General features: G+C 39.2%; 20 protein-coding genes. 19 read left to right on the plus strand and 1 reads right to left on the minus strand.

The genetic code is table 11. From position 1 onward, the window contains the following. Positions 1-2: 2 nt before the first annotated feature. From spoIIIAC to spoIVB, 18 genes are all read left to right on the plus strand, one after another. Complete coding sequence (spoIIIAC, locus tag CEQ21_RS19460) at positions 3-209, plus strand: stage III sporulation protein AC (RefSeq protein WP_127737492.1); 207 nt, start codon at positions 3-5, stop codon at positions 207-209. Between the two features lie 11 nt (positions 210-220). Continuing rightward, complete coding sequence (gene spoIIIAD, locus CEQ21_RS19465) at positions 221-613, plus strand: stage III sporulation protein AD (RefSeq protein ID WP_185767340.1); 393 nt, start codon at positions 221-223, stop codon at positions 611-613. A 30-nt stretch (positions 614-643) separates the two neighbouring features. After that, a complete protein-coding gene (spoIIIAE, locus tag CEQ21_RS19470; protein WP_185765933.1) occupies positions 644-1,861 on the plus strand; it encodes a stage III sporulation protein AE in 1,218 nt (405 codons plus the stop codon). A 14-nt stretch (positions 1,862-1,875) separates the two neighbouring features. After that, on the plus strand, positions 1,876-2,496 hold the full coding sequence (spoIIIAF, locus tag CEQ21_RS19475) for a stage III sporulation protein AF (RefSeq protein WP_185765934.1): 621 nt from the start codon (positions 1,876-1,878) through the stop codon (positions 2,494-2,496). 7 nt (positions 2,497-2,503) lie between these two features. Next, positions 2,504-3,190, plus strand: coding sequence for a stage III sporulation protein AG (gene spoIIIAG, locus CEQ21_RS19480; RefSeq protein WP_185765935.1), 687 nt, complete (start codon positions 2,504-2,506; stop codon positions 3,188-3,190). A 13-nt stretch (positions 3,191-3,203) separates the two neighbouring features. Then, positions 3,204-3,767, plus strand: a complete 564-nt coding sequence (locus CEQ21_RS19485; protein ID WP_185765936.1) for a SpoIIIAH-like family protein — start codon at positions 3,204-3,206, stop codon at positions 3,765-3,767. A gap of 236 nt (positions 3,768-4,003) precedes the next feature. After that, positions 4,004-4,486 carry an acetyl-CoA carboxylase biotin carboxyl carrier protein gene (accB, locus tag CEQ21_RS19490; protein ID WP_185765937.1) on the plus strand — a complete coding sequence of 161 codons (483 nt, stop codon included), beginning with the start codon at positions 4,004-4,006 and terminating at the stop codon, positions 4,484-4,486. 16 nt (positions 4,487-4,502) lie between these two features. Next, a complete protein-coding gene (gene accC / locus CEQ21_RS19495; RefSeq protein WP_185765938.1) occupies positions 4,503-5,861 on the plus strand; it encodes an acetyl-CoA carboxylase biotin carboxylase subunit in 1,359 nt (452 codons plus the stop codon). 14 nt (positions 5,862-5,875) lie between these two features. Then, positions 5,876-6,283, plus strand: coding sequence for an Asp23/Gls24 family envelope stress response protein (locus CEQ21_RS19500; protein ID WP_127737500.1), 408 nt, complete (start codon positions 5,876-5,878; stop codon positions 6,281-6,283). Between the two features lie 293 nt (positions 6,284-6,576). Beyond that, positions 6,577-6,966: a transcription antitermination factor NusB gene (gene nusB / locus CEQ21_RS19505; RefSeq protein ID WP_185765939.1), complete on the plus strand. Its 390-nt coding sequence runs from the start codon at positions 6,577-6,579 to the stop codon at positions 6,964-6,966. Between the two features lie 111 nt (positions 6,967-7,077). Then, on the plus strand, positions 7,078-8,421 hold the full coding sequence (xseA, locus tag CEQ21_RS19510; protein WP_185765940.1) for an exodeoxyribonuclease VII large subunit: 1,344 nt from the start codon (positions 7,078-7,080) through the stop codon (positions 8,419-8,421). A 7-nt stretch (positions 8,422-8,428) separates the two neighbouring features. Further along, entirely contained in the window at positions 8,429-8,659 is a 231-nt protein-coding gene (gene xseB, locus CEQ21_RS19515) for an exodeoxyribonuclease VII small subunit (protein ID WP_185765941.1), read from the plus strand. 4 nt (positions 8,660-8,663) lie between these two features. Beyond that, positions 8,664-9,548 (plus strand): polyprenyl synthetase family protein, encoded by an 885-nt coding sequence (locus CEQ21_RS19520; protein ID WP_235907286.1) that lies wholly within the window; start codon positions 8,664-8,666, stop codon positions 9,546-9,548. 411 nt (positions 9,549-9,959) lie between these two features. Further along, positions 9,960-11,852: a 1-deoxy-D-xylulose-5-phosphate synthase gene (gene dxs, locus CEQ21_RS19525; protein WP_185765942.1), complete on the plus strand. Its 1,893-nt coding sequence runs from the start codon at positions 9,960-9,962 to the stop codon at positions 11,850-11,852. Positions 11,853-11,859: 7 nt separating this feature from the next. Next, positions 11,860-12,678 (plus strand): TlyA family RNA methyltransferase, encoded by an 819-nt coding sequence (locus tag CEQ21_RS19530; protein ID WP_185765943.1) that lies wholly within the window; start codon positions 11,860-11,862, stop codon positions 12,676-12,678. A 238-nt stretch (positions 12,679-12,916) separates the two neighbouring features. Further along, the gene (gene ahrC / locus CEQ21_RS19535; protein ID WP_185765944.1) at positions 12,917-13,366 is read left to right on the plus strand and encodes a transcriptional regulator AhrC/ArgR; all 450 of its coding nucleotides are present in this window, start codon (positions 12,917-12,919) and stop codon (positions 13,364-13,366) included. A gap of 15 nt (positions 13,367-13,381) precedes the next feature. Beyond that, on the plus strand, positions 13,382-15,070 hold the full coding sequence (recN, locus tag CEQ21_RS19540) for a DNA repair protein RecN (protein WP_185765945.1): 1,689 nt from the start codon (positions 13,382-13,384) through the stop codon (positions 15,068-15,070). 242 nt (positions 15,071-15,312) lie between these two features. Continuing rightward, positions 15,313-16,605 (plus strand): SpoIVB peptidase, encoded by a 1,293-nt coding sequence (gene spoIVB, locus CEQ21_RS19545; protein WP_185765946.1) that lies wholly within the window; start codon positions 15,313-15,315, stop codon positions 16,603-16,605. 37 nt (positions 16,606-16,642) lie between these two features. Here the strand turns inward: spoIVB and CEQ21_RS19550 are convergent, their stop codons facing one another. Then, on the minus strand, positions 16,643-17,560 hold the full coding sequence (locus tag CEQ21_RS19550) for a 1,4-dihydroxy-2-naphthoate polyprenyltransferase (RefSeq protein WP_185765947.1): 918 nt from the start codon (positions 17,558-17,560) through the stop codon (positions 16,643-16,645). Between the two features lie 421 nt (positions 17,561-17,981). Between CEQ21_RS19550 and spo0A the strand changes: the two genes are divergently transcribed. Beyond that, positions 17,982-18,776: a sporulation transcription factor Spo0A gene (gene spo0A, locus CEQ21_RS19555; RefSeq protein WP_185765948.1), complete on the plus strand. Its 795-nt coding sequence runs from the start codon at positions 17,982-17,984 to the stop codon at positions 18,774-18,776. The last annotated feature ends 35 nt before the right edge of the window (positions 18,777-18,811 follow it).

Below are 18,811 nucleotides of genomic sequence, written 5' to 3' on the forward strand. Positions count from 1 at the left end.
TAATGGGTTTAGAGGTGGATATTATCTTCAAGATAGCTGGTGTCGGCATCGTTGTTGCTTTTTTGCACACGATACTAGACCAGGTTGGAAAAAAAGAATATGCACAGTGGGTAACATTATTTGGCTTTATCTATATTTTATTTATGGTTGCCAACATCGTAGATGACTTATTCCAAAAAATCAAATCGGTTTTCTTATTTCAGGGATAAAGGGGGATACGATCATTGAGATTCTTCAAATAGTCGGGATTGCCCTTATTTCGACCTTTTTAGCCTTAATCATAAAAGAGCAAAAACCCAATATCGCCTTTTTGCTTGTTGTTTTTGTCGGCTGTGTTATTTTTCTATTTCTCGTTGATCAAATTGCTTCCATCATTGAAATGGTGGAAAGCATCGCTCTTAATGCGAAAGTGAATACCGTTTATGTGGAAACAATCTTAAAGATTATCGGTATTGCTTATATTGCTGAATTTGCTGTCCAAATAACGAAGGATGCTGGACAAGGTGCAATAGCATCCAAAATTGAATTGGCAGGGAAAATTTTAATCTTGGCAATGGCTGTGCCTATCCTCACAGTCCTTGTAGAAACAATCATTAATATGATTCCAAATTAGGTGTAAGATGTTTAATCTTGGGGTGAACTAATGAAAACGAAACTAAAAATTGTACTAGTATTCTTATTCACATTCTTTTTATTCATTAATCCAGTTGTACAAGCAGAATCTCCTCAAGACGATACAGAAGAAGAAGCAACAACGAGTCAGGCATTTAGCCCGGAAGAGGTCGTTCAATCCCAAATTGACAGTCTTGATTTAACAGAGCTGAAAGGTTTTTGGGAAAGCATAACTAATGAGTATGGAGGCTATCTGCCAGAGATTCAGAAGGGAAGTCTCTATGACTTTATTAAGGGCGAGAAGGATTTTGACTTCAGTATGTTTTTCTCTGGCTTGACGAAGTTTATCTTTCATGAGGTTGTCGTCAATGGCAAGCTGCTTGGATCGCTTATTCTATTGACTGTTTTCAGCATGCTGCTTCAGATGCTGCAAAACTCCTTTGAAAACAGCTCCATTAGTAAGGTAGCTTATTCTATTGTGTTTATGGTCTTGATTATTTTAGCACTTAATAGCTTTCACGTCGCGATTACCTATGCCAATGAAGCGATCACCACCATGACAAGCTTTATTTTGGCACTCGTGCCGCTCTTGCTTGCATTAATGGCAGCATCAGGTGGTGCGATATCGGCAGCGTTTTTCCATCCTGTTATTCTGTTTTTAATGAATACAAGCGGCATGCTGATTTCCTACATCGTATTACCGTTATTGTTCTTGTCCACATTGCTGCATATTGTCAGCAGTTTATCAAGTCAGTATAAAGTGACACAGCTAGGTAATTTGCTGCGCAATATCAGTATAGGCATTCTTGGGATATTTTTGACGATCTTCTTAGGCGTCCTATCTGTCCAAGGAATATCAACTGCTGTTACAGATGGAATTACATTGCGGACAGCTAAATTTGTGGCAGGGAATTTTATTCCAGTAATAGGCAGGATGTTCACAGATACCGCTGATACTGTTATAAGTGCTTCTCTGTTGCTGAAAAATACAGTCGGTATTGCCGGTGTTGCCATCCTTTTAATCATTGTTGCTTTTCCGGCATTAAAAATTCTCGTCATCTCGATTATTTATAAATTTGCAGCAGCATTGCTGCAGCCGCTTGGAGGGGGTCCTGTCATCAACTGCCTGGACATTATCAGCAAAAGCGTTCTGTATGTTTTTGCAGCCTTGGCAATTGTTTCTCTCATGTTCTTTTTAAGTCTTACCGTTATCATCGCTGCAAGCAATGTGACGATGATGATGAAATAAGGTAGGTGAATAATATGAGTTTTATAACAGAATGGGTTACTAATATCATTCTATTTGTTTTGCTGGCGACAGTGATTGATATGCTGCTGCCGAATTCTACGTTTCAAAAATACGCAAAGCTCGTTTGTGGTCTTTTGCTGATCACCGTTATCCTGACACCAGTGTTTAAGCTTGTTTCAGGTGATTTTGAAAAAGTGCTTGAGGCAGCTACTATCAATCTTCCAGAAGAAAAAAATATAGAAAATTCGATAGAATCGCAAAAAAAAGAAATACAAGCATCACTTGATGAATATACATTAGAAAAAATGGCTGTCCAACTGAAGGAGGATGCCAACAAGGAGTTGATAGCAGACTACGGAGTCGAAATAGATTCCATTAAACTATCGTTAAATGATCAATCAAAAGAAAGCTTTCCAGACAATTTAGACAGACTTGTCCTAGTCCTGAAGGAGGCGGATGAGGAGTCACAAGGGGCAGTGGAAGCAGTCAGTCCTGTATCCATTGACACACAGCAACCCCTTCCAGAAAGCAGTGGCAAAGAACAAGTGGATACAGCTAATATTGTTTCATTTCTATCAGGTAAATGGGATGTGCCAGAAGGTAACATCGCCATTCTAGCTAAAGGAGGGGAGTAGTGCAGATATGGAAAAAGACAATGACAAGGATAAGGATAAGGCCACGGATAAAGATAAGGCACAAGGTCCGATTACTTTTCTAAAAAAAATGCTGTCTGGCAACAACAACAAAAAGCAAGGGAAGGCCCAGTATTTAATTATTGTTGTATTGTTCGGGGCTGCCATTATGCTGTTAAGCAACATGTTCTTTAAAGATGGGAACGCAGATGTTTCAGCTTTTAATCAAAACGAGGCAGCAAGCACAGACCAGGCAGAAGAGGTATTTGGTCAGAAATCCGGCAATTCAACAGACATTACTGATTACGAAAAACTCTACACAGATCAAATCAAAGACGCGATCAATGCAATGGCTGGTGTGAAGGATGCAGTTGTTTATGTCAATATTGATGGCTCTGAGACGAAGGTGTATGAAAAGAATAAGACCAATTCAAGCCAGACAACACAAGAAGAGGATCCTCAGGGCGGAAAGCGAACTGTCGAAGAAAACTCCTCAGAAGAGAGTTTGGTAACAGTGCCAAATGGAGATAAGCAAGTTCCAATTGTTGTGGAAACGAAGAAGCCGACAATTAGAGGTGTTCTTGTCATTGCAAAAGGAGCTGAAAATATAAAAGTGAAAAGCATGATAGTTGAGGCGGTTACAAGGGCATTGGATGTCCCAAGCCACCGGGTATCTGTTCAAGCAAAACAAAATTAAGGGGGATTCATAAATGTTATTGAAAAAGCAAACGGTATGGTTATTGACAATGTTAAGCTTAGTGGTTGTATTGACAGTGTATTACACAACATCACCAGAACAGACAAATGAATTTGCGACAACAGAAGACGCAGCGAAGGAAAACACAGCAAAAGAAGAAGCAGCTACTGAAAATGCGAAAGGAGATGCTGCGGCAGAGGATGGCAGCTCTGTATCAACGATTGCCTCTGACGAAGTATTTGAAGAAATGAGATTGCAATTGGATGAACAGCGCAGCAAACAAGAAGAGCAGCTGACTGAAACAATGTCAGAAGCAAAAACAGCTGAGGAAAAAAGCGCGGCTCAAGACAAAATTGAGGAGCTGCAAAAGCTGTCTGATAATGAAAAAATGATGGAAACACTGATTAAAGCGGAAAATTATGATGATGTGCTTGTCCGTGCTGTTGACGGAAAAGTAAATGTAACTGTAAAAGCTGGCGAGCTATCTGCTGAAGCAGCCAATGATATCGTCCAATTAGTTAGAGAAAACTTAAACCAGCCAAACGCCTTTGTTGCAGTGAAAATCGATCCTAAATAAGAAAAAAGGCAAAAAGGGAAGACAGCTTTCCTTTTTGCTTTTTTTTATTTTTGTCAGAAGAAAAAATGATGTGAATAGTTATTTTCTGCAGAAAATGGTATGATAATTTAGCAGAAGGAATAAATAACTGCAAGAAAAATGATACTGAATGATAGAAGTGGTTGAACTATTAGAAGGTCTTATCGTATGATATTAGTATCTAGTCATAAAGAATTGTAATGAAGGAGTGCAAAAGCATGTTAAAAATAGAAGAAATCAAGGATCTGATTAACCTTATCAACGATTCAAACATTAGCGACTTCGTATATGAAAATGAAGGAGCGAAAGTAGAAATCAAAAAAAATCGTCCTGAGGTTCAAGCAATCGCAGCTGTAAGTGCACCTGCACCTATACAGCAGATTCAAGCAGTTCAGCCGCAAGCAGCACAAGTAGTCCAAGAAGAAGCGGCTCAAGCTCCTGCGGTAAGCTCAAATGAGAACTTACATAAAGTAACTTCGCCGATGGTAGGAACTTTCTATCAATCTGCAACACCTGATGCACCTGCATATGTGTCTGTTGGAGATAAAGTGTCAAAAGATACAGTAGTATGTATTGTGGAGGCAATGAAGCTATTCAACGAAATCACTGCAGAGGTTGAAGGGGAGATTGTCGAAATTCTTGTTAAAGACGGCGAGCTAGTAGAATACGGTGAACCTTTATTTTTAGTGAAGGCTCTGTAAAGAGAGGGTTTAACATATGATTAAGAAGCTATTAATCGCAAACAGAGGAGAAATAGCGGTACGGATTATCAGAGCGTGCCGTGAAATGAATATTGAAACGGTAGCAGTATTTTCAGAGGCGGACAGAGAAGCCCTTCATGTTCAGCTCGCAGATGAAGCTATTTGCATCGGGCCGACTTCCTCTAAGGAAAGCTACTTGAACTTTACAAATATTATCAGTGCAGCAATGCTGACTGGCAGTGATGCAATCCATCCTGGTTACGGATTCTTGGCAGAAAATGCCGACTTCGCAGAGCTTTGCCGTGATTGCAACATAACTTTTGTGGGACCAAGTCCAGAAGCCATTAATAAAATGGGAACAAAAGACGTTGCGAGAGAAACAATGCGCGAAGCTGGTGTTCCGATTGTGCCAGGATCTCAAGGCATCATAAAGGATGTGGAGGAAGGCATCAGTCTTGCAGAGAAAATTGGCTATCCTGTTATCATTAAAGCAACTGCAGGCGGAGGCGGTAAGGGTATCCGTGTTGCAAGAACAGAAGAAGAGCTTATCAACGGAATTAACATCACTCAACAAGAAGCTTTAACAGCTTTCGGTAATGCTGGTGTTTACTTAGAGAAGTTCATTGAAGACTTCCGTCATGTTGAACTGCAAGTACTTGCTGATAACTACGGCCAAGTAATTCATTTAGGTGAAAGAGACTGTTCTATTCAAAGAAGACTGCAAAAGCTTTTGGAAGAGACTCCTTCACCAGTATTGACAGAGGAAATTCGTGAAAGAATGGGTGCAGCTGCAGTTAAGGCAGCAGAAGCTGTGAAATACAGCGGTGCAGGCACGGTTGAATTTATTTACGATTACCAAAATCAACAGTTCTACTTCATGGAAATGAACACTCGTATTCAAGTAGAGCATCCTGTTACAGAAATGGTAACGGGTATTGATTTGATAAAAGAGCAAATACTAGTAGCATCTGGAAAACCATTGGCTGTAACGCAAAAGGATGTTGAATTTAATGGATGGGCGATAGAATGCCGTATCAATGCTGAAAATCCTGCAAAGAATTTCATGCCGTCAGCTGGAAAAATCAATATGTATCTTCCGCCAGGTGGTTTAGGTGTTCGTGTTGATTCTGCAGCATATCCAGGCTACACAATCCCGCCATACTATGACAGTATGATCGCGAAGGTGATTACATATGGCGCGACAAGAAATGAAGCAATCGCACGTATGAAGCGCGCACTTAGTGAATTTGTTATTGAAGGCGTTCATACAACAATCCCGTTTCACTTGAAACTCCTTAATCATGAAAAATTTGTAGAAGGAAACTTCAACACAAAGTTTTTAGAGATGTATGATTTGATGAAATCCGAAGATTAAAGGGAGGAACCAAAATGAGCGAATCAACTATTTTAGATATGAACCAGGAATACACTGGCTTGGGAAAAGTGGAAATTGCTCCTGAAGTCATCGAAGTAATCGCTGGGATTGCAGCATCTGAAGTGGAGGGTGTAGCCCAGATGAGAGGAAACTTTGCTTCTGGAGTTGTGGAAAAGCTGGGTAAAAAGCTGCACAACAAAGGAGTTAAAGTGGAGCTCGCTGAAGATGGCATAAAGGTGGATGTCTATTGTGTGATGAACTTTGGCATTTCCATCCCGCAAGTCGCACAGCAAATACAAGATAATATTCGCCAAACACTGCTTAATATGACAGCGTTAGTAGCGGAAGAAATTAATATACATGTGGTTGGCGTTCAGTTTGAGAATGCGAAACAAGACACAGAAACACAGCAAGAGATGTAAATAAATAAGCTGCTTTGAGGATATGCTTAACTTTTTCTACATATAGCGTTCCAAGCTATGTGTAGAAAAAGCTGCAATGGCTCTTGGCAGCTTTTTTAGTGCGGAAAGTTTCCAAAAGTTTAATGGTGAATAGAAGTTTCTGTCTATATATGCTATTATCTTTTTAGCATGTTAAGATGGTAATAGGAAAATGGCCGAATGACATAATGATAAAGAGTCCAAGACATGGATTCTTTAAAAGAATAATGGACAAGCATGTTTTACATGCAAGTGTTTAAAGGAGCATAAAAGAAATGAAAAGAAGAACGGCAAGAGAAAAGGCGCTTCAAGCGTTATTTCAAATTGACCTAAGTGAAATAGACAAGAATGAAGCAATCATCCATGCACTTGATGGCGAAAAGCCGGATGTATATCTGTCTGCACTTGTTAATGGAGTACTAGACCACCAAGTGTCAATTGATGAGCAAATAAGCAAGCATTTGGAAAATTGGACAATCGACAGAATTGCCAATGTAGACAGAAATCTTTTAAGAATTTCTGTTTATGAACTTTTATATGGTTCCGAGGAAGTGCCGGCAAATGTTGTCATTGACGAAGCGGTAGAAATTGCAAAAGCATATGGTGACGACAAGTCCAGCAAGTTTGTTAATGGACTGCTTTCCAAAATCAAAAACAGTTTGTAAAGTTTATGAATAGGGAATAGAAAGAATCGTTCACAATAGAGATACGCGAACACATTAAAGGGAAAGCAGATATACTGCCATTCCCTTTTATCCTGTAAGGGAGCGTTTAAAATGGAAAATAGGTATTTGACAATACAAGCTTTAACGAAATACATAAAAAGAAAATTCGACGCCGATCCCCATTTGCAGCATGTCCATGTTAAGGGCGAAATATCAAATTTCAAACAGCATAGCAGTGGACATATGTACTTCACCTTAAAGGACGATAAGGCAAGAATCCTTGCTGTCATGTTTGCGAGAAGTGCCCAAGGGATGAAATTTAAGCCGGAAAACGGGATGAAGGTCCTTGTGAAGGCTTCCGTTACTGTGTATGAGCAAAGCGGCCAATATCAAATGTATGTTCAAGAAATGAGTCCAGACGGTATCGGCGACCTGTATTTGGCTTATGAACAGCTTAAGAAGAAGTTGGAGGCAGATGGACTGTTTTCTGCCGCTCATAAAAAACCTATCCCTAAATATCCTGATACGATTGGGATTATCACTTCTCCAACAGGTGCAGCTATCAGGGACGTACTTATTACCATCAAAAGGCGATATCCAATTGCCAAAATCATCATTTTTCCCGCCCTTGTGCAAGGAGAAGCAGCAGCACCATCTATCGTGAAAGCTATCGGCAAGGCTAACAGCATGGAAGCCCCGCAAATCGACGTATTGATTGTCGGTAGAGGTGGAGGGTCCATTGAAGAGCTTTGGGCATTCAATGAGGAAACGGTAGCAAACGCGATTTTTGCCTCTTCCATCCCTATTATTTCTGCTGTTGGTCATGAAACAGACTTTACAATCGCTGACTTTGTAGCAGACCTAAGAGCACCGACGCCAACAGGAGCAGCCGAAATGGCAGCACCACATATGGAGGAGCTTATGGAAAGGCTGCTAACAAGAAAAGCCAGATTAATTCGGGCAACAAAGGAAAGAGTCGATAAGGAAAAGAACAGGCTTGGAAAAATGGAAAAATCCTATGCTTTTCGTTATCCAAAATTGCTGCTTGACCAAAAAATGGAGCAATTGGACAGGCAAAATGAATTATTACAGCGCAATATAAATAAACTGTTTTTGCTTAAAGAGGAAAAGCACGAGGTAATCACAAGACGTCTTAACAGAAGTCATCCGCAAGAGCTGCTGCATAATGCAGACAAAAACAGAGTTAATTTGGAAAAGAACCTCGTCCGAAACATGAATCTAATACACCAGAAAAAATTACATATGTTCCAATCGGTTATTGGGAAAATGGATGCGTTAAGCCCGTTGAAAATAATGGAAAGAGGCTATAATCTGGCTTATTCTCCTGAGGGGAAATTGATTTCCAGCATCAAGCAGGTAAAAGAGGATGAACAAATTGAACTGCGTCTTTCTGATGGAACAGTGGAGGCACGTGTAACATCTATTAAGGAGTGAAAGAACGATGTCTAAAAATGGATTGTCTTTTGAAGAAGCAATGGAAGAGCTAGAGAAAATTGTAGAAAAGCTTGAAGAGGGAGATGTTCCTCTTGAAGAAGCAATCAATACATACAAAAGAGGCATGGAACTGTCTAAGTTTTGTCATGATAAATTAAAAAATGTGGAAGAGCAGCTTGCAGAAATTGTGTTAGACAATGGGCAAAAAGAAGCTTTCTCCATAAACGAGGAGGAATAAGCGATTGTCTGATCTCTCTTTAACAGCTTTTACAAACAAATATAAGAAACTTGTAGAACAGGAACTGAAACACAGTGTATCACAGCTGGCAGCACCAGAAATTATCTTGGACTCGATGCATTATTCACTTTCTGCTGGAGGAAAAAGAATTCGTCCATTGCTAACCTTTGCGACAATGTCTGCATTCGGAAAAGATCCGGAAACGGGTATGCTTCCTGCAGCAGCAATTGAAATGATACATACGTATTCATTAATTCACGATGATTTACCAAGCATGGATGATGATGATTTGCGAAGAGGCATACCAACAAATCATAAGGTTTACGGAGAAGCAATTGCTATATTAGCTGGTGATGCGCTTTTAACATATGCTTTTCAGCTAGTGACCGCAATGAAATTTGATGCTGAAACAAAAATAAAAGTGCTTGAAATTATCGCTAAAGCTGCAGGTGCAGAAGGCATGGTTGGCGGACAGGTTGGAGATATAGAAGGTGAAGGGAAAAAACTTTCTAAAGAAGACCTTGAATATATTCACGTTCACAAAACCGGGAAAATGCTTGAAGCAAGCATCCTGGTAGGCGCAGTCCTTGCAGGTGCGGATAAGGAGCAGATGGAGCTTTTGACAAGCTTTGCCTACCACTTAGGTCTTGCTTTCCAAATAAGAGATGACATTTTGGATGTGGAAGGTGATGAAGAGCTGATTGGCAAACCGCTTGGTAGTGATGTGCATAATCATAAGAGTACATACCCTGCTCTTTTAACAATGGATGGTGCTAAAAAAGAGCTGACATACCATATAGATGCTGCTAAGGAAAAACTTAAAGAGCTTTCACTTAAAACGGGGCTTTTGGAGGAAATGACTGAACTAGTCGGGAATCGCAACAGCTAAATCGTGTTTAATGCAGGAAGAATAAGGGTATATAGTGAGGAAGAAACCGCTTTATACAAGACGATTTAACCTTATACATGAAGAATATGCTGATATGTGGCCGCTATCACTTTGTGTTAGCGGTTATTTTTAGGAGCTTTATGTTAAAATAATCTTATATGCACTTTTGACCGAGAAACGGTTCAAATGGAGAAATCGCACCAACAGATCCTTTAACCACATAATAAGGCCTATATAGAATTACTTCCTATTAAGGATGGTTGAATGGTATAATACATATTTAACATGTATAGCTAGTAATAACACGAAAGATTATACTTAGCATACATAACAATAAATTAACGTAAAAAGTAAAAATAAGCGCAAATTCATAATATAAGGTTTAAATTGAATGAAAGAGAGTTGTTAACGATGGATTTATTGTCAATAAAGAATCCAGCCTTTCTAAAAGACTTATCAATGGAAGAACTCGAGAAGTTGAGTGAAGATGTTCGTACGTTTTTAATAAATACCTTGTCGACGAAAGGCGGACATATCGGCCCGAATCTTGGAGTTGTCGAATTGACAATTGCTTTGCATAAGTGCTTTGACAGTCCGAAGGATAAATTTATATGGGATGTTGGCCACCAAGCTTATGTCCACAAAATTTTAACTGGTAGAGCGAAGGATTTCGATACATTAAGACAGTATAAAGGAATGTCTGGCTTCCCGAAAATGAATGAGAGTGAGCATGATGTATGGGAAACAGGCCATAGCTCTACTTCATTGTCAGCCGCAATGGGAATGGCTGTCGCAAGAGATTTAAAGAAGGAAGACTCCTTTGTGGTGCCAATCATCGGTGATGGTGCCTTGACTGGCGGAATGGCTTTAGAAGCATTGAACCATATTGGTGACGAAAAAACGAATATGATTGTCATTCTTAATGACAATGAAATGAGTATTGCACCAAATGTAGGTGCATTACATCATGTACTTGGTAGATTAAGAACTGCCGGCAAATACCAATGGGTAAAAGACGAGCTTGAAATGCTGTTGAAGAAAATTCCAGCAGTCGGTGGAAAGATGGCCGCAACAGCAGAAAGAATCAAGGATAGCTTAAAATATCTGCTTGTTTCCGGTGTGTTTTTTGAAGAGCTTGGATTTACTTACTTAGGTCCAGTGGACGGCCATAATTATGAAGATTTAATCGAGCATTTAAATTATGCTAAAAAAACAGAAGGACCAGTTCTTTTGCACGTAATAACGAAAAAAGGCAAAGGATATTCTCCTGCTGAAGAGGATAAGATCGGAACATGGCATGGAACAGGCCCTTATAAAATTGAAACAGGTGCTATTGTGAAGCCTGTCAATACTGCACCTGCTTGGAGTAAGCTTGTTAGCGATACAGTGCTTAAGCTTGCAAGGAAGGATGAAAGAATTGTTGCGATAACACCAGCAATGCCTGTTGGCTCTAAACTGGAAAGCTTTGCAGCAGAGTTTCCAAATAGAATGCTTGATGTGGGGATTGCTGAACAGCATGCTGTTACTTTGGCAGCAGGGCTTGCCACGCAAAATATGAAACCATTTTTAGCGATTTATTCCACATTCCTGCAAAGAGCGTATGATCAAATGCTTCACGATGTGTGCAGGCAAAACCTAAACGTCTTTATCGGGATTGACCGTGCTGGTCTTGTTGGAGCAGATGGTGAAACACATCAAGGTGTTTACGATATTTCTTTCTTGCGTCATATGCCGAACTTAGTACTAATGATGCCAAAGGATGAAAACGAAGGGCAGCATATGGTAAATACGGCCATTTCATATGATGCTGGTCCGATTGCAATGCGTTTCCCTCGTGGTAATGGACTTGGTGTCCCAATGGATGAGGAATTAAATTGTATCCCAATTGGATCATGGGAGGTTCTGAGAGAGGGAAGCGACGTAGCAATCTTGACTTTTGGAACAACAATTGGAATGGCAATGAACGCAGCGGAAATTCTAGAAAAGCAAGGAACATCTGTGAAGGTAATAAACGCAAGATTTATTAAACCATTAGATGAAGCGATGCTTACGGAATTGTTCAAGCAGCAAATGCCAATATTAACGATAGAAGAGGCAGTTCTTCAAGGTGGATTTGGAAGCTATGTGCTTGAATATGCACAAGAAACTGGCTTTGGTTCCACTGTGATTGACAGAATGGGAATTCCTGATCAGTTTGTTGAGCATGGGGATGTAGATTCCTTATTAGCAGAAATTCACTTAACAACAGACGAAGCAGTTAAAAGAATTAACTCGATTGCGAGAAAAAAACAAAAAAGGGCTTAGATAATAAATGAAGAAAGAACGCATTGATGTTTTATTAGTGGAGCAAGGATTATTTGAAACAAGAGAAAAAGCAAAAAGAGCGATTATGGCTGGAATCGTCTATTGCGACGAAGAGAGATTGGATAAACCAGGAGAAAAAATCGCCGTGGAATCCAAGCTCACAGTGAAAGGAAAAACACTTAAATATGTAAGTCGCGGTGGCTTGAAGCTCGAAAAAGCACTTGAGGTGTTTGATTTAACTGCAAAAGATAAAGTATTGCTGGACATTGGCGCGTCAACAGGCGGCTTTACAGATTGTGCTTTGCAAAACGGTGCAAAAATGTCCTATGCATTAGATGTCGGTTATAATCAGCTGGCTTGGAAGTTAAGACAGGATGAAAGAGTTATTGTAATGGAGCGCACGAATTTCCGGTATGTAACTCCTGCAGACTTGCAAGGGGAAATGCCAAACTTTGCATCGATCGATGTGTCGTTTATTTCATTAAAGCTGATTCTTCCTGTTTTAAAAACCTTACTTGCTTCAGGCAGCGATATTATTGCATTAGTAAAGCCGCAATTCGAAGCAGGCAGAGAGCAAGTCGGCAAAAAAGGAATTGTCAGGGATAAGAAGGTGCATGCAGATGTGCTGGAAAGAATCATTGCATTTTCCAAAGAAGAAGGCTATCAAATCAAAAACCTTTCCTTCTCACCGATAACAGGCGGTGATGGCAACATTGAATTTCTGCTTCATCTTCACTGGTCAGAACTTGGTGCAGAAGACAATTTAGTTGATGTAAATGCAGTGGTTGAAAGTGCACATGAGGAATTGAAGAAAGCAAAGCAATAAGTTAATAAGGACTCTTCCAAAGGAATAAGTTCAACTTATTCCTTTTTGGATTGCAAAAGAATACATACAAATTATAGAATAAAGATACAATGAAATTACAAGGATATAGCAGTTTTTTGTCGAAATATAGGAATAGAGCCTAAACGCCATAATTTCAGGCTTAAGGAGTGGACAGCGAGCTTGCTTCACAAATCCAAAAAAACAAGTGGACAAAATGTCCATTAAAGGAATGATAGTAATGAATAAAGGACAAAGGCATATAAAAATTAGGGATATTATCTCCAATAATGAAATAGAAACACAGGACGACCTTGTCGACGAGCTGAAAAATGCTGGATATAATGTAACACAAGCAACGGTTTCCAGAGATATTAAGGAGCTGCATCTTGTAAAGGTACCTCTGCAGGACGGACGATATAAATACAGCCTTCCAGCTGATCAGCGTTTTAACCCACTGCAGAAATTAAAAAGGACATTAATGGATGCATTTGTAAAAATCGATTCTGCCGGCAATTTACTTGTATTAAAATCATTGCCAGGAAATGCCCAAGCGATAGGCGCATTAATTGATAATTTAGATTGGGAGGAAATTCTCGGAACTATTTGCGGTGATGACACATGTCTGATTATCTGTCGCACGGCAGAGGATGGCCAAACAATTACAGATCGTTTTCTTGAAATGCTGTAAAAGAGGTGACAAATTTTGCTTAATGAATTATCTATCAAAAACTTTGCCATTATTGAATCACTTGCCGTCTCCTTCCGTAAGGGATTAACGGTTCTGACAGGGGAAACAGGTGCTGGGAAATCGATGATTATTGATGCGATTAATCTGCTTGTTGGCGGAAGAGGCTCCGCAGAATTTGTTCGTCATGGAGAGGAAAAGGCAGAAATTGAAGGGCTGTTTTACATTGAAAATGGACATCCTTGTTTTCAGAAGATGCAGGAATTTGGTATAGATATTGAAGAAGGTACGATTATCCTTAGAAGGGATATTTCTGTTTCCGGCAAAAGTGTTTGCCGTATTAACGGGAAGCTTATAACAATCTCCACATTAAGAGAGATAGGCTCAAGTCTTATTGATATACATGGCCAGCATGAGCATCAGGAATTGATGGATGAAACAAAGCATCTCATGCTTCTTGATACGTATGCAGCTTCCGAACTTGCACCTGTATTTAAGGAATATGAAGGATTATTCCGTACGTATGCGCAAACACAAAAAAAATTGATGAACTTGACTGAAAACGAACAGCAGATGGCACATCGTCTCGACTTACTAACATTTCAGCACCAAGAAATCATCAATGCAAACTTACAGAAAAATGAAGATGAAGAACTGCTGGAGGAAAAAAAGCGGCTCGGCAACTTTGAAAGAATTTTCGAAAGCATCCAAACAGGCTACACAGCCTTAAAGGGTGAGCAAAAAGGGCTTGATTGGCTTGGCGAAGTGATGGGCCATATGGAGGAAGCTGCAAGTCTTGACCCGGAATATGCAGATATTTCAGAGTCTGTTTCTAACAGCTTTTATATTCTTGAGGATGTTGCAAGCAGGCTGAGAAACAGCCTTGATTATCTCGAATATGATCCTGAACGGCTGAACAGTATTGAAGCAAGGCTGAATGAAATAAATTCACTTAAGCGGAAATATGGGAAATCTGTTGATGAAATACTAGAATATGCAGCTAAAATTGAGGAAGAGCTTGAAACACTCCAAAATAAAGAAACACATATTGATATGCTCGAAAAGGAATTATTGAGCATTAAAAAGGATTTACTTGTCGAAGCAAATGAACTTAGCTCACTTCGCAAAAAAGCAGCTATTCGATTAACAGACGATATTCATCAAGAGCTGAAAGAGCTGTATATGGAGAAAACCGTCTTTGAGGTTAGATTTAACTCAGACGAGGATAATATCTCCAGAGCGGGGATGGATCAAGTGGAATTTTATATTTCTACAAATCCAGGCGAACCGCTTAAGCCTTTGTCTAAAATCGTCTCAGGTGGAGAGCTGTCGAGAATGATGCTCGCGTTAAAGAGTATTTTCTCAAAGCATCAAGGTGTCACATCGATCATTTTTGATGAGGTGGATACAGGCGTAAGCGGCAGAGTCGCACAGGCGATCGCAGAAAAAATCTCAAGCGTCTCCGCTGGCTCTCAAGTGCTTTGTATTTCCCATATGCCTCAAGTAGCGGCAATGTCTGATACGCATCTGTATATTGCGAAAGCTATTCATGATGGAAGGACATCAGCAACGGTTACACCATTGGAAACACAGGATAAAATAAAGGAAATTGCGAGAATGATTTCCGGTACTGAAATAACGGATTTAACAAAAAAACATGCAAAAGAGCTGTTAAAATTGGCCCAAAAGGTCAAGAATAAAAGATAGAACAAGGAAACCCCTGTTTAACAGGGGTTTTTATTTTTAATATGAAAAGAATCTTGTAGGAGATTTTAACTATTAGGTAAAGGGCATTTTGCTTAATCCGTTATTCACGTTTTACAAAATTGCTATTACTAACCAAAGTGTGCAGGTTTTTTATAGTTTTTACAGTAATAAATGACCACCATGCAGGCAAACTTATATATAAGCCAAGAATTTGGTGATTAGAAGCGAGGAGAGTGAATGATATGAAAATGGATTTCCTAAGAAAAATAATTGGTGGAATTCTCCTTGTTTCATTAATTTCTATAAGCTTTAACAAACCCTTTCAAGAATATCTTCATATCCCAAAAAGCGTCACTATCTTTGAAGGCCAGAATACAGTGATAAGCAGTTCATCCATACCCGCATCAAGCATGGTTACGGAGGATAACTCAGTCGTTGCCCTAAGTCAAGATGAAGGGGAGTATTCGCTGCATGGTGAAGAGAATGGTAAAAACGAGATGGTTTTAGAGCTGGCAGGCTTTCCGGTTAAAAAGGTTGATGTGAATGTTTTAAAAGACTTTAAAGTAATCCCCGGCGGACAATCTATCGGGGTGAAGTTAAATTCAGTTGGCGTACTGATTGTTGGACATCATCAGGTGAATACGGTTGAAGGCAAAGCATCACCAGGTGAAAAAGCAGGCATTAAAGTAGGAGATATGATTACAGAAATCAATGGCAAAAAAATTGAAAAGATGGCAGATGTGGCACCATTTGTCCAAAGTGCAGGAGAAACAGGAGATCCGCTTAACTTAACAATATTACGTGACAAAGACACAATCAAAACTAAATTAGAACCTTTAAAGGAAAAAGGTTCCGACACATTTAAATTAGGCTTGTATATTAGAGATTCAGCAGCTGGCATTGGAACGATGACGTTCTATCATCCTGAATCAAAAAAATATGGAGCTTTAGGTCATGTTATTTCTGATATGGATACGAAAAAACCAATTGTCGTGGATGACGGTGAAATTTTACGATCAACGGTCACTAGCATTGAAAAAGGTGAAAATGGCAACCCAGGTGAAAAGCTGGCACGCTTCTCCTCTGACAAGGAAGTAATCGGCAATATAACAACAAACAGCCCATTTGGAATTTTTGGAGAACTAAATAGGGGAATGACAAATGGAATTATGGATAAAGCTATGCCAATCACCTTATCAGATCAGGTGAAAGAAGGACCAGCCCAAATTCTAACTGTTGTTGATAATGATGAAGTGAAGCTATTTGATATTGAAGTGGTCAGCTCTGTACCGCAAAAGTTCCCAGCAACAAAAGGAATGGTCATCAAGGTAACAGACAAAGAGCTTCTCAAGAAAACGGGAGGCATTGTACAAGGAATGAGCGGAAGCCCAATCATTCAAGACGGCAAGCTGATTGGTGCCGTTACCCATGTGTTCGTTAATGACCCGACAAGCGGTTATGGTGTCCATATCGAATGGATGCTGAATGAAGCAGGAATTGACATATATGAAAAAGGAAAGCAAAAAGCTTCCTAAAGAGAGAAAAAGCGCACCCTTTACGGTGCGCTTTTCCTTATAGTTTTGAGAAGATAAAATCAAGCAGGATGCCGATTCCTAAAAACAATCCAAAAAATGTATTCGTTTGTGCCGTTGATTTCATCGCAATTGGAGTTTCACTGCGGCTTCCTTTGAAGCCTTTAATTGCTTGAATCGGTTTTTTAATGCTAAGAAACACAATTAATAACCACGGACTGCTGATACCAAATATTACAAGGCCAAGAATCCAAACATAAGAGATGATAAACAATGCAGCAAGAAGCTGAACAGCTTTTTCAAATCCCATTAAAATGGCAATTGTTTTTCGGCCGCCAAGTGTATCTTCTTCAATATCTCTTATATTGTTAGATAAGTTGATGCATCCGATTAAAATCGCAATTGGTACTGATATTAAAATGCTTTGTTCATTAACAAAACCTGTTTGAATATAGAAGGAAATCAAAATGAAGATTGTTCCCATGCAAATCCCTGAAAATAACTCACCAAATGGCGTATATGCGATAGGAAGCGGCCCGCCTGTATAAAGATAGCCAATAGCCATTCCTAACACCCCAACAAGGGCAATCCACCAGCTCGTGCTCATGCAGATATATACACCAAGCAATAGGGAAGCAGTATATAAGGCAATCGCCAAATTCATTACTGTTTTTGGTTTCATACCATGCCTTACAATAGCTCCACCAATTCCAACTGAATCAGCTGTATCCAATCCCCTTATGAAATCATAGTATTCATTGAACAAATTTGTGGCTATTTGAATGAACAAACAAGCAAATAACATGGCTAAAAACAAGCCAGTATGAATCTGTTCATATTGTAATGCTAAAACTGTCCCAATAAAAACGGGAACAAAAGAAGCAGTTAACGTGTGTGGTCTCGTCAGCTGCCACAATACTTTATGTGTGGGCTGATCGTGCTTTGCAACATTTTCCATGAAAAAAATCCTTTCTTTAAAACCATTTCTAAAAGTACAATATGTGAAAGTCCACCTTATATAATAACTTAAATTTCCTATCAGCAACAAGAGCGTATTCATAAAATCGCCATATTTTTTTAGTTATAAAAATCTAAAATGGTTTGTTTTCTTTGATGATACTTAAAAATATATGGTGTTTATGATTTATTTCTTTATTATTACCATATAAAGGGTGTATAATGAATCTATAAAGATTATTCGACAAATGTTCATCGAGGGAAGTAAAATGGCGAATGAGGTCGAAAATGAGAGAATACATGAGAAAAAACGAGTTTTTCTATATTTTTTTATAAAATCAAAGGAATTTTAGTTACTTTGTCGAAATTGTCATTTAGAATAAATAAATAGAGAGATATGGATATTGAGGAGGAAACTATCATTGAAGAAAATACAAGTATGTGTCGTCGATGACAATAGAGAGCTTGTTGGATTGCTTGAGGAGTACATAAGTTCTCAAGAGGATATGGAAGTTGTCGGTATTGCTCATAACGGACAAGAATGTTTGGAATTATTGGAAGACATTCAGCCTGATGTAATGCTTTTGGATATCATTATGCCTCATTTGGACGGTCTGGCAGTTTTAGAAAGAATGAAGCAGCTGAATATTCCTTCGATACCAAACGTTATTATGCTTACAGCCTTCGGACAAGAGGATGTTACGAAAAAAGCCGTTGATCTTGGCGCATCCTATTTTATTCTTAAACCATTCGATATGGACTATCTAGCAAGCCATATCCGCCAAGTAAGCGGCAAGTCAAACAGTTTTGTTCGCAAAAGCTCAACATCCACTTCCTACAGATCACAGCAAGAGCAAAAACCAAGAAATCTTGATGCAAGCATCACAAGCATTATCCATGAAATTGGCGTACCAGCACATATTAAAGGATACCTTTATTTAAGGGAAGCAATCTCCATGGTTTACAACGATATCGAATTGTTAGGATCCATCACAAAAGTACTTTACCCTGACATCGCTAAAAAATACAATACGACAGCAAGCCGTGTAGAGCGGGCAATTCGCCATGCTATTGAAGTTGCTTGGAGCAGAGGTAACATCGACTCCATCTCCACATTGTTCGGCTACACTGTCAGCATGTCCAAAGCAAAACCAACGAACTCAGAATTTATCGCGATTGTGGCAGATAAGCTGAGATTGGAGCATAAGGCTTCTTAATAGAAGTGGACGTGTTTAAAACAAAGTTTTGATTA

Origin of the sequence: Niallia circulans, assembly GCF_007273535.1 — a bacterium.
Classification (GTDB): Bacteria; Bacillota; Bacilli; order Bacillales; family Cytobacillaceae; genus Niallia; species Niallia circulans_B.

What these genes read in the sequence shown, in the direction of transcription:
- spoIIIAC (WP_127737492.1), top strand. Translation starts at nt 3, where the DNA reads ATGGGTTTAGAGGTGGATATTATCTTCAAGATAGCTGGTGTCGGCATC.
- spoIIIAE (WP_185765933.1), top strand. Translation starts at nt 644, where the DNA reads ATGAAAACGAAACTAAAAATTGTACTAGTATTCTTATTCACATTCTTT.
- spoIIIAF (WP_185765934.1), top strand. Translation starts at nt 1,876, where the DNA reads ATGAGTTTTATAACAGAATGGGTTACTAATATCATTCTATTTGTTTTG.
- spoIIIAG (WP_185765935.1), top strand. Translation starts at nt 2,504, where the DNA reads ATGGAAAAAGACAATGACAAGGATAAGGATAAGGCCACGGATAAAGAT.
- CEQ21_RS19485 (WP_185765936.1), top strand. Translation starts at nt 3,204, where the DNA reads ATGTTATTGAAAAAGCAAACGGTATGGTTATTGACAATGTTAAGCTTA.
- accB (WP_185765937.1), top strand. Translation starts at nt 4,004, where the DNA reads ATGTTAAAAATAGAAGAAATCAAGGATCTGATTAACCTTATCAACGAT.
- accC (WP_185765938.1), top strand. Translation starts at nt 4,503, where the DNA reads ATGATTAAGAAGCTATTAATCGCAAACAGAGGAGAAATAGCGGTACGG.
- CEQ21_RS19500 (WP_127737500.1), top strand. Translation starts at nt 5,876, where the DNA reads ATGAGCGAATCAACTATTTTAGATATGAACCAGGAATACACTGGCTTG.
- nusB (WP_185765939.1), top strand. Translation starts at nt 6,577, where the DNA reads ATGAAAAGAAGAACGGCAAGAGAAAAGGCGCTTCAAGCGTTATTTCAA.
- xseA (WP_185765940.1), top strand. Translation starts at nt 7,078, where the DNA reads ATGGAAAATAGGTATTTGACAATACAAGCTTTAACGAAATACATAAAA.
- xseB (WP_185765941.1), top strand. Translation starts at nt 8,429, where the DNA reads ATGTCTAAAAATGGATTGTCTTTTGAAGAAGCAATGGAAGAGCTAGAG.
- dxs (WP_185765942.1), top strand. Translation starts at nt 9,960, where the DNA reads ATGGATTTATTGTCAATAAAGAATCCAGCCTTTCTAAAAGACTTATCA.
- CEQ21_RS19530 (WP_185765943.1), top strand. Translation starts at nt 11,860, where the DNA reads ATGAAGAAAGAACGCATTGATGTTTTATTAGTGGAGCAAGGATTATTT.
- ahrC (WP_185765944.1), top strand. Translation starts at nt 12,917, where the DNA reads ATGAATAAAGGACAAAGGCATATAAAAATTAGGGATATTATCTCCAAT.
- spoIVB (WP_185765946.1), top strand. Translation starts at nt 15,313, where the DNA reads ATGAAAATGGATTTCCTAAGAAAAATAATTGGTGGAATTCTCCTTGTT.
- CEQ21_RS19550 (WP_185765947.1), bottom strand. Translation starts at nt 17,560, where the DNA reads ATGGAAAATGTTGCAAAGCACGATCAGCCCACACATAAAGTATTGTGG.